We start from the raw sequence: 10,912 nt of genomic DNA, 5'->3' as shown, positions 1-10,912 counted from the left end.
TCTGTAAGGATCTGAACGGACTTGATTTTGCCGGTCATGGTTTCCGTACCATCCGCATTCGGCACCTCAACCGTTGCACCGATCAGATTGTTGGCCTGATTGATGGAATTCTGCTGAAGCATGGATGTCAGATGCGAGTTCGTTTTTGTGGACTGCTCCACAGCGGAGAACTGCGCCAACTGGCCCATATACTCAGCGGTATCCAACGGATCTGTCGGATCCTGACTCTTAAGAGACTCCATGAACAGCATTAGAAACGCATTGTAATCTAAGTAAGCCTGCTCACTGCCCTGCGGCTTAAAGACAGGTTCATTGCTTTGAGTACTATTTGCGGAAGATACTGGATCAACACTCATGATAAAATCCTTTAGTTTTCGCCTACAGCACGAGCGAAGGGCGCGACATCAGCATTAGCTTGATCTATTTCGTTGTCCTCGCACCAAATCGACAACTCGACATCAAATAGTTTTTTCAGCGTCCGAAGAGCGTCAAAGTAACGGCGTTTATTAATTTTCACTTCGACAAGTTCAAGACCATCAAGAATGTCGGTATTTTCAACAGCTTTCCGAATAGATGCCAACATCAGTAGAGCACGTTGAAGGCTATCTAACTCCGACTTTGGATCGATCAGCGCATTTTGAATGTAAAAATACAATTGCCGCAAAGGTGTTATCGTTTCCTCGAGCTGCATAACATAAGCTTCAAGAAGAAAACTTGCGTCATTTAGAAGCTTTACCGACGTCTTCTGCTCGAATGATAGAACAGCCCCATTGATAAAGACTTTTTCACCTGCTTTTAGGTGCAAACGCATTCTAAATCCCCTTAATTAGCTGAGGCCATCACGGACTAATTCGTTGATTTCAATTAAACTTTGGAAATCGTCAGAATTCCCTGTCCGAATCAGATCTGCCTGCTTCACGCACCAAATTCCGATTGAAATAAGATCTGCACGTAATTCAGCAGGCAATGCATTTTCTGGATTTCCCAGATCATCTATCAAAATGCTCCATAAACGATGGACAGACTTCAGAGCCTGTGCAGCCTCGCTAGAGCTATTCCCAAGTTCCTTAGCTGCATACAGCTGAGCCACCACCAGAGAAAACAGCTCTCTCTCTTGCCCTCTTCTGTCATAAGAAGAGTCTTCAAGAGCTTCTGCATAAGACATTTGATACATTCAACACTCCTAGAGAAATTTAATCCGTCTCTGCTGATGACCTACAAATATTTCATAATATTTAGATCTTTGATCTTGGCAGTAATTGAATAAGTAGCTTCCAGCTGAGTTTGAGCCTGGCTCAGCTCAACTGCTGCTCGATTCTCATCGACATTCTCGAGATCGATGATCCGGAGGTTCAAAACATCTCGTTTCGCTTCAATGTCAGTATTCGTGCGGGTCACATTTGCTTTAATCGCACCGTTGTTAGCAGACATGTCAATTGTCTTACCAACACCTACATTGAGATGATTGATGGCTCGGTCAAAAATGAGTTCTTCAGCACCTTTCTGAATATCAAGTTTCCCGAAGACAGCAATCATCGCATAACCTTTAGCCAGCTCTTGAAACGTCTCAGAATTTGCGGTTTCTGATCCATCAGTTGTCACACCAGGACTGATAGTTGTTTGCATTTTTTCAACGGTTGCCGATGTCCAATCAGGCGCCCAAGTTGCATCAAAAATATTCTTAAAGTTGCTACTCTCTAGAAAACCATCCCAGTCTTTTCCAGTGGGGTGGCCTGAAGCAGGAATTGATTTGACACCGACCTCATCAGTATATGTGGTCGGAGAAAAGAAGGTATTGAAAGCAGCAATAATCTTGTCTTCAGGTTGATCAGATGCAGGATCGGATGGATTCGTTTTGAACTCTGTAACAGGCGCGGAACCAGTATTAATACCGCCAAAAACATAAACTCCTCCAACGTTAGAATTTAATGCATTTGTCAGCTTACCAAGTTCTGTATATGCCAGATCCGAAGCCGTTTTTAAGGTCCCGGCATCTTTCTGCAAAGCGATCAAGTTTGAACGAAAGTCCGTCCCGCTTTTCTCTACATTATCAAGAGCTGTATCCATCACTTCCAAACGAGTAATCAGCTGTTTATTGGTGTTCAGCTGGCTCACCATTTGAGAGTACTCAGAGCGGAACGATGTCGTCATTCCGGTCTGTGCACCTAACGTCAAGCCAAAATCAGCATGTTTCTTTGAAGCGTTTTCGATTACCGCTTTATCTAACCGCGCTCTGTGCTCAATGAGATAGTCAGTTAAACGCAAAGAACTCGACAATGTAGAAACTGAATAGACCATTTTATCTCACTGCTCCCAAGAGCTCTTTGAACATATTGTCAACCGTCGTCATCAAACGAGCAGACGCAGAATAGGCTGTTTCAATTGTAAGTAGGCGTTGCATCTCAGTATCAATATTGACACCTGTCGTATTTGACAGCATTTGTGCATTAGAACTAAATGCAGATGCCTTCAACGTCGAATTCTCAGTCGCGACTTTACGCTCAGCACTGAACCAACTCACCGTATTTGCAGTAAAATCCTGCAGGGTGGAATTAGCAGTTACCCCAGTGGCCCCGGTAAAAGACTGCACAGCATTAAGTTTATCTGTATAGCCGCGAAGCAGATCTGAATAACCAGCAGCATCACCCGTATTGTGCTCGTAACCAGCCGTGATGCCACCGTCACGAAGCAAGGTAACATCTGCCGCAACCAATGGGTTTACCTGCAAACGACTAACAGCATCCGCAGTGGTAGGTCCATCAAGGATAAAGAAACCAGGCCCATCACTTGTACCCGGAGCAGGCTGCGGTTCTCTAAAAGTCTCAACCAGCGCGTCCGCGACGGCATTAAGCTGCGTTTGCATCGTAACAAGAGTTTCATCTCTCGCTTTGGCATAACCAGCAATTGCTCCACCAGTGACTGGGGCAGTCGCACCAGGTCCTGCGACAGAAATACCATCTACAAGTATATTATTCCCGACATCTCCAGACCCTAAATGAAGAGAGGTGTCGAATGTAACTTCGCGCGCACTTTTCTCAAAAAGAGTAACGCCACTATCGGTATAGATCGCCACCCCGTTATTGTTCTGCTGAAGAACTTCGATACCTATTTCTTCAGAGAGAACCTTTAGCATTTCATCGCGTTGATCCATCAACGCGTTGACGTCCGTACCAGCAGCAGTGCCTAGAACGATTTTATCATTAACACCCTCAAGATCAGAGAGGATATTATTAATATTGTCTACCGCACGCCCCATAGCAGCATCAGAGTTCAAGCGCGCTTCTTTAAGTGTCTCAGAAGACTGCTTCAATCCATCAACCAGGCTATGACCTGCATTTAAAACCGAAAGTCCGAGCACCTTATTTGACGGATCATTGCTGTAAGCAACAAGTGTCTCATTCAGCGTACCCATCGCAGTCGCAGTACTTGTACCAAAAGGCACTTGCCCGGACGGGTTAAGCTGATCAAGCATTTTGGCATAGGAACCTGCAGCAATGGCAGCACTACCTGTCTTCAGGGTTGCTTTAAATGCTGCTTGATTGACCAAGCGAGATGCATGAGAAACATAAACAACTGATCCGGTATCAGTAACAATGTTCTGTACGCTTGCTTCTACGCGAGTATAGTTTGGATTATTGACATTAGCGACATTGCGGGACGCAATTGCCATCTCAGCTGAGCGAGCTGCGATGGACGATTGCGCCGTGAGCATTGCAGAAGTAAGAGACATATCGGAGCCCCTAACGCAGGTTGTTCAGTTCTTGGAGCAACTCAGAACTCGCATTGAACACTTTTGTGTTCGCGCTGTATGTGCGCTGAGCCTGAACCATCTCTGTTAGCTCAGCTGCAAGATCAACGTTTGACCCTTCAACCGCACCTGAAAAGAGAGAACCAAAACCATTATCGCCCGGAAAACCCACTGCAGGATCACCAGAAGCATCAGTTGCGGCATAAACATTTCCGCTCTTAGCTTGGAGGCCATCAGGGTTTGAGAAGTTCACAATCTGGATCTGATCTAAGAGTTTTTCTGCACTACTGCCGTAAACGCCAAACACGCGCCCATCAGATTCAATGCGAATAGTTTGAATAGTTGATGGTTTATATCCATCAACATCAACTTTGTTGACACTAAACTTTTCACCGGCGGTCACAGTCTTACTCAGATCAAGCGTAACAACTCCACCATTTGGCACCTTAAATAGAAAATCCGTCGGCGAAACAGCAGATAAGTTCCCATCACCATCAAATTGAAGCGTCAATTCACCAGGAGACGCCGGTGTCGTTGATGGATCGATCTTATTACCTGCCTCATCCATTGCTTCAACAAGCCACTCAGAACCAGTAACATCACTCGTTGGATCAAGAGGATCAACGTGCGTTTGAGAAAGCTTGGTGAATACCACATCAATCTTAACTGCATTGCCGTTCTGATCAAACGTACTGATCGATGTTTTATAATCGTACCCTGTAGGAAGACCAGTTGCTGGAGCAGTAGCCGGAGCAGGCGTGCTTGACGCCAAGTTAACTCCTAGTTCGCCTTCTGAACTCGCCTGCCAAACTGGGGTATTTAGATCAACACTAACAGGAGTGCCACCTGCTGAAAGTAGCTTGTAGCCGCCGGAGTTTACCATCTGACCGTTCTTATCGAGAACGAAATCACCAGCACGCGTGAAGTAGGTACCGCCCTGAGAGTCCTCTACTTGAAAGAAGCCATTCCCATTGATCGCAAGATCAGTACCGCGGGAGGTGAAGTTGAAGGCGCCTTGTTGGCGGACGGACTGAACAACGGTTGTGTTCACGATGCCGGATTCATGACCAGAGCTACTACCAGAACCAACAAGGGAGGAGAATGCTGTTTTGTAGCGTTTGTAGCCTACGGTGTTCGCGTTTGAGATATTGTCTGCGACAGTTGAGAGTTTGTTCGACTGCGCGTTCATACCTGACACGCTGGTATTCATAATTCCGTAGAGGCCCATGGTGTGCTCCTGGCTACATCAATTGCAAAATTAACTCGTGGCAGTAAAGCTTGTTAATCTTGTCTGAGCCTGACCCGAAACCTGTTGAATTATTTACAAAATTTTAATGAGTTCGGCGTCCAGCGCCCGTAACCGGACGCGACGATATTTTTGATCACGCGGCATACATAACGCTTTTGTGCAGGGTTGTTGTTTGGCCCGGCATGGTACCTGGCGACGGCCATGGTCCAGCTCTTCTCACGCTGCTTCAACTCAGAGAGGAATCTTGCTGCATAAGCAACATTCTGTGAGGGATCGAGCATTGCACGGAGATCGGAGAACTTACTGAGATGGTAGTAGATGTTGATCTGCATACAGCCAACATCAATCAGTTTCACACCCCGATTTCGCGATCTTTTTATCGCAGCGAGCGCTTCTGTTGCGCTGTCGGCGAAGTAGGCCTTGCCAGCAATATTGAGAGCATAGGGATGTAATGAATTTTTGCGGCCTGTCTCAGTCAGACCAACCGCATAAAGGATCCCAAGCGGCACGTTGTATTGCTGTGCTGCTTCCTGCATCTGACGCTCACACAGGCGGATGGCCTTCTTCTTTCCAGCCGCCTGCGCAGAGAGTGCTATCAGACTACAAATAGATGCCGCTGCGAATATCTTGAGCGTCCGCTTCATTCTGCCCTACCCCGGCATGATCCGCATGTGGTTGGTCTTCCCAGTTTTGCTGAGCCCCAGCTTCACCGCTATCTCCTTCAGAGTTCTCTCCCCGACCGAACCGTTCCTGATTTTGCCCAGACTGACGCATTTGATCAGAGACTTCCTCTTTGAAATTGACGGTGATGTTTTGTGTCTCAGTGCGATAACCAGCATCTTGCAGAACACGGGCTAATGCCTGTCGATCACCCTTCAGCATATCCGCAGCTTCCCGGGTGTTCGTAACAAGAGAGATTTCCAACTCACCACCGCGCATTTGAATATTTGCACGAACAGCGCCAAGATTGTCGGGGCGCAGCTGGATCTCGAGCGATTTAACGGGCTTTACCGCTTTTGCATCAGCGGCTTGAGCTGCCAATTCCTGAGCTGTATTTGCTGCGGATGCTGCTTGAGAGAGTTGCTTGGACAAAGCACTGGCGACTTGCTGCGCAGGACGCCCCAACTCAGCAGGTGGAAGGTGCGTCTCAAGACTCACCACTTTAACTTCACCGCCCACTGCAGGCTTGCCAGCATTTTGGTTTACAGAGGCGTCTGGCTGCGATTTGCCTTGCTTTAGCAGAAAGTCAGCTGATACCTGCTTGGTTCCAGCCGTGTTTCCTTCTGTCTGAGGCAAGTTGATTGCACCGCTGCCTTCAAGCTTTGGGCCAACATTAGCAGACTTAAGACTGCCTACTTCTGAGGTACCCTGCCCCTGAGCAGTTCCGCTCGTTTTCGCGGTACTCGATTTCGCATCGGCTTCGCCGTTCAAGGCCTTCAACTCTTTTGAGCTTAACGCGTTCAGAACCTGAGCCATCGTCCCATCTCGACTGGTGACGGTAGAGCTGGTCATATTAGCGAGACCGGTCATTGAACTCATCTGCAATCCAGCTTTTTGCTCAGCTGTCATTGCTGCATTGACAACAAGCTGCTTGGCCAACAACTCATCCGTAAGCAATTCTGCAGCGCTTGAAACCTTTTGAGCGGCTTCAGTCTCACCTTTCGCAACAGTATCGTCAGCTCCGTCGGCGTCAGATGAACCTGCGCCAGCCTTTTTCAAAAGGTCTTTGAGAGCTTCTGAAGCATCAGTATCGCTTTTATCAGACTTACTCTCTGTTGATGCAGATTTTGTATCTCTTTTCTCGTTAGAAGTATCTCGGCGATCCGGGATTTTTTTGTCATCGCGAACTTTATCGATGACCTTATCAAACCCGTTCGCACGGTCATCTTTTTCGGAACGAGCGGACTCTTTACGAGTATCTGCTGCATCTTTAGCAGAAGCACTACGATCTACATTGGGAAGAGTTGCATTCATCAAAACTCGGCCTCTTTCAGTGCTTCATCTGCATCGTTTAGTGCGTTTTTAAATGGGACTAACACTTCAGTGTCATAAAGCTTCTCATCCAGCCCAACGTGTGGAACGTAAGGGACATACTCGGAGGCAGCAGGCGTTTCTGGCTGTGGCCATTCTCGAATAGTATTTGCCATAGCGATTGCAGCAGCCTGGATCAATTGATTGCCTGCACTTAAGTCTGCAGCCTTTACCTCAACCAAACCAGAGATTGCCTGTTCCCACTCTTCACCAGAAGCTTTGGCGGCTGAAAGGTAAAGCTTGGCTTCACTCACACGCTCTGCATCATCTGAATTGAGATCAAGAAATGCGGCGCTACCTTTAACTGCAAAAGCGGTATTACCACTGATCAAAGCAGCTTTGGCGAGGCGAAGGAGAAGGATGCTTTGAGATTCCTCGTCAAACTCCGAGACCAGCTGGAACACACGGTCCCATTCATCTTCTTTTTTTAGATAATCAGAACCGCTGATCACATCGGCGACGGTGTCCCGAAATTCAGAGGCAAATACAGAGGAGCTATATTGGAACAGATACCGACGAGACAGTCTCTCGAACTTTTCTGTATCGCCCAGCTTTGCAACCATTGGCGCTTGCCTGCGCAATGCGCTCTCTTCCACAAGCGTGCCAGGCATCATCAAGCGCGCAAGATCAAAATAACGTTGTGCGCCTGCCGGGTCATTATTGGAAATCAAGATCGCCTGCGCCAGAGCCACCTGACCTGCAACAGCTACCGGAAGCGTTATTGGATCGACCTTTAACAACAAGTTCAACGCCATTTGGCGATTGCCTTGCGAATAGGCCATGGCGCCGGCAAACAGGTTTGGATCACCTGTGAACTTTACACCTTGAACCGCAAGCTCCTGAAAAACTGACCCAGATCCGCCACTGAGCATAAATGAAACAGCAGCACGTGAGTTTTTCTCCAACTTCCAAATCTCAGGATCCAGCCGAAGGAACCGACGGCCAATCACAATGAGAGAAGGTTGCAGCAAGTTGTAAGCTTCGAGATTCCCCTTAATGATCTCATCTTGAAGAATCTGCAGCTCCAGAACCATAAGATCAGGATCCGCTGTCGACACCATCTGGGCTGATGCTGGCTGAAGATTCATTGCAACAGGACATGCGGCTAAAATCAGCGCAGTGGTCAGTAGTCCAGATCTCAGCAGAGAAGTTCCAGCTTTTCTTGCAGCGCTAACCAGCATCAAGCCTTCCCTTTCATCAGCATAATTTCAATACGGCGGTTCTGAGGAGCGTATGGCTCTTCGACATCCTTCAGACGGCGGTCTGCATAGCCTTCAATGCCTACGATACGGTTTTCATCCAAACCACCCCGAGTGAGCATGAAATAAGCCATGTGGGCACGAGCCGTTGACAGACGCCAGTTGTCATTGCGCTTGGATTTGAATGGCCGTGCATCTGTATGACCGCGAATGACGATCTCACCGTTCTCTTCTTCAAGAACCTTCGCGATCTGCTCCATCGCCTTCACAACGTCTGGATGAGGCTCAGAGGACCCGACAGCGAACATTCCAAAGTCGTCATTGTCCATGATGCGGATCAGAACGCCATCTTGAGAATGCGTGAATTCAATGCTCGCTCCGGTTTTCATTCCTTCAAGTGCTTCACCAACGGAGTTCGCCAGAGAGACGAGCTGTTTATTGCCTTCGTCGTCCTCATCATCACCAGATTCGGACTTCTGAGATGGCTCACTAGGCTTTGCAGCAGGAACTACTGCGATAGTTTCAAGCTTGGCATCAGCTGGTTCTACTGGCTCTGTAACAAGATCAGGCTGTTTTATATCAACCTTCATGCTGGCGTTTTTCTGAATTTCCTCAGCGTCCTCGATCAGTGTCGGAACTTCCTGTTCTGCATCGTCAGCAGCAGCTGTTCCTGCTTTCACTTCAGCGAAAACAAGGCGCGTCATCACAGCATCTTCGCCATCTGCCTCTGCCTGGCTCAGAGCAAGCTGGTTCAGAATTTCTCCCTCGGCAAAACTCTCGCCTTCACCGTCTGGAGCATCGCCAATTACAATCACAGAGTTCTCAGCGGACGCCTCGCCCGAAACTGCCGGAAGGTTCTTACCTCCGCGCGCCAGTTCGGAAGCTTCTTCCAAGACTTTGATTTGCTCTGCGGTCAACTCATTCGCCGGAATACCTTCTTCTTTTTCATGAAGGATCGGAATTTGGGCAAGTAAAGGCGCATTGCCTGGCAGCTCATCTTCTTGCCAACCAGAAGGATCGAACGGATCGCGGAAACTGGTTCCGTCAGCCAAACCTTGTCCATCCGGATCACGGTTCGGAAGTGCGAAGAGAACTGGGGTCTTCGCCATCTTGAGCGAGCCTAAACCACCTGTGCCAGGGGAGCCGTCTGTCTCGACAGTAGATTCTGCTTCTGCAGCGAGCGCAGCAAGGATTGCATAAGGATTGTCAAAAAGCTGAGCTTCGCTGTAGCGCGCATCACGCTCATAATCACGACTAATGGCATTGATTGGCTTAACACCGCCGTCTTCCGCGTTTGCACCAGCGAGTTTTGAATTCTCACCGGTCTCGCGATCGGAAACAGGTTCAGGCCTGTCAGCACCACCGCCCGATGTAGGGCCTTTCTTTTCGATACCACCAGCGCCAACGGGTTTGCCGTTGTCTACACCCTCATCACTTTCAAGAGGAGACGGTGTCTCTTCAGGGTCCCGAATACCTTTAGGGCTTGCGGTAGAATCTACTAGTTTGATCGGATTGAAGTAGCTTGCAATACCGCGCTGAGAAGCCTCATCAGATGCATTGACCAACCACATGAGAAGGAAGAATGCCATCATCGCCGTTGCAAAATCTGCATAGGCAATCTTCCAAACACCTGACTTAGGGACGGTGATCATGTCGCTGTTACGCCTGCGAACGATAATCAGTTCTTGTGGTTCCAACGCCATGGCTACTACTCTCCCAGCGTACTGCGAAGCTCCTCGCACCATTCCGATAGGCCGGTGGAAAGCGCCATGTCAGACACCTTCACCACAAGATCAGTGCTGGAGTTTTCAGAAAATTTAATTGTGTTTGAAAGTTCACCAGTTTTTTTGCCGAACAAATCAAATAAATATTCGGGCCCAGTTACCTCAAGCACGACTTCAGGCGTTTCAGAGAGTTGTCGACGCACGACCTGCACCAATGAAGTTACAGCACGATCCCGTGCGCTCTCTTCGATAAACGGAACCAGAATTTCGGAGACTGCCTTAGACAGTCTGTCTTCAATTTCGACGAGAGATTGCTGAAAAGCTTCCTTTAACTTCTCGCCCTCCCCTTCTTTGAATGCTTTTTCCCGCTCGATCAGCTCAACGTCTAATTCTTCACGCATCTTCTTGACGCGCTCATCTGCACCCGACTTGGCAGCTTCTTCTCCCTCTGAGAACCCATTTTCATAAGCCTCGAAGACACGGTTAACCCAGTCCCCACCTTCGCCATATCCCTTTGGAAGCATGGAGATCACTTCCTGCATGTCATGAAGGTCTTTGGTGGTAACGCCTGTATCTGTCGTAAAGTCTGCTAGATAGTCGTTGATGCCGCGTGTCATCCAGCACGCTCCTGATCATACATCCATTGCTTCAGGATGATTGCTGCCTGCATATCATCCATTTCAACGGCACGCTCTAGCTTGCGAAGATTATCACGGTTTACAACGGTCGCATCAACGCCTTCACCAGACATGCCGTCCCCGTTTGTGTAATCTGGCAACTGGCCATCTTCGCCTTCAATCTCACCATCACGAACAGCGTTGGAGTTGCCACCAACTGGCAAACCTTCTTCAACTTCTTCAGATTTTGGAATAAGGAAGGCGACAGCTGGGCGCAGACCGAACCAGATAATCATCAGCGTAACAATAAGGATTGCACCGGCGTTAACCACTGACCCCATATT

11 protein-coding genes and 1 pseudogene are annotated in these 10,912 nt (G+C 48.2%); all 12 read right to left on the bottom strand.

All coding sequences use genetic code 11. The features are described from left to right. A partial coding sequence (locus PPL9_RS29375; protein WP_057466034.1) for a flagellar hook capping FlgD N-terminal domain-containing protein occupies positions 1 to 356 on the bottom strand: 356 nt, incomplete at its 3' end. A gap of 11 nt (positions 357 to 367) precedes the next feature. After that, on the bottom strand, positions 368 to 811 hold the full coding sequence (locus PPL9_RS29370; protein WP_057466033.1) for a flagellar biosynthesis repressor FlbT: 444 nt from the start codon (positions 809 to 811) through the stop codon (positions 368 to 370). Positions 812 to 826: 15 nt separating this feature from the next. After that, a complete protein-coding gene (gene flaF, locus PPL9_RS29365; RefSeq protein WP_057466032.1) occupies positions 827 to 1,174 on the bottom strand; it encodes a flagellar biosynthesis regulator FlaF in 348 nt (115 codons plus the stop codon). Positions 1,175 to 1,215: 41 nt separating this feature from the next. Continuing rightward, positions 1,216 to 2,298 (bottom strand): flagellin, encoded by a 1,083-nt coding sequence (locus PPL9_RS29360; protein ID WP_057466031.1) that lies wholly within the window; start codon positions 2,296 to 2,298, stop codon positions 1,216 to 1,218. Position 2,299: 1 nt separating this feature from the next. After that, complete coding sequence (gene flgK, locus PPL9_RS29355; RefSeq protein ID WP_057466030.1) at positions 2,300 to 3,730, bottom strand: flagellar hook-associated protein FlgK; 1,431 nt, start codon at positions 3,728 to 3,730, stop codon at positions 2,300 to 2,302. Positions 3,731 to 3,740: 10 nt separating this feature from the next. Further along, positions 3,741 to 4,976, bottom strand: coding sequence for a flagellar hook protein FlgE (locus tag PPL9_RS29350; protein ID WP_057466029.1), 1,236 nt, complete (start codon positions 4,974 to 4,976; stop codon positions 3,741 to 3,743). Positions 4,977 to 5,065: 89 nt separating this feature from the next. Continuing rightward, positions 5,066 to 5,641 (bottom strand): transglycosylase SLT domain-containing protein, encoded by a 576-nt coding sequence (locus tag PPL9_RS29345; RefSeq protein WP_057466028.1) that lies wholly within the window; start codon positions 5,639 to 5,641, stop codon positions 5,066 to 5,068. Continuing rightward, positions 5,598 to 6,971 carry a flagellar hook-length control protein FliK gene (locus PPL9_RS29340; protein WP_057466027.1) on the bottom strand — a complete coding sequence of 458 codons (1,374 nt, stop codon included), beginning with the start codon at positions 6,969 to 6,971 and terminating at the stop codon, positions 5,598 to 5,600. The genes PPL9_RS29345 and PPL9_RS29340 overlap by 44 nt, the downstream gene beginning before the upstream one ends. Next, positions 6,971 to 8,209: a hypothetical protein gene (locus PPL9_RS29335; protein ID WP_057466026.1), complete on the bottom strand. Its 1,239-nt coding sequence runs from the start codon at positions 8,207 to 8,209 to the stop codon at positions 6,971 to 6,973. The genes PPL9_RS29340 and PPL9_RS29335 overlap by 1 nt, the downstream gene beginning before the upstream one ends. Continuing rightward, positions 8,209 to 9,930: a MotB family protein gene (locus tag PPL9_RS29330; RefSeq protein WP_057466025.1), complete on the bottom strand. Its 1,722-nt coding sequence runs from the start codon at positions 9,928 to 9,930 to the stop codon at positions 8,209 to 8,211. The genes PPL9_RS29335 and PPL9_RS29330 overlap by 1 nt, the downstream gene beginning before the upstream one ends. A gap of 5 nt (positions 9,931 to 9,935) precedes the next feature. Beyond that, entirely contained in the window at positions 9,936 to 10,568 is a 633-nt protein-coding gene (locus PPL9_RS29325; protein ID WP_057466024.1) for a hypothetical protein, read from the bottom strand. Then, positions 10,565 to 10,912: pseudogene (locus PPL9_RS33950) on the bottom strand (flagellar M-ring protein FliF); the annotation flags it as partial. The gene PPL9_RS29325 and the pseudogene PPL9_RS33950, both read right to left, overlap by 4 nt.

It is taken from the genome of Pseudovibrio sp. POLY-S9, from assembly GCF_001431305.1.
Taxonomy (GTDB): Bacteria; Pseudomonadota; Alphaproteobacteria; order Rhizobiales; family Stappiaceae; genus Pseudovibrio.
Note: the sequence above shows the minus strand (reverse complement) of the source record. Positions and strands in the feature narration are given on the sequence as shown.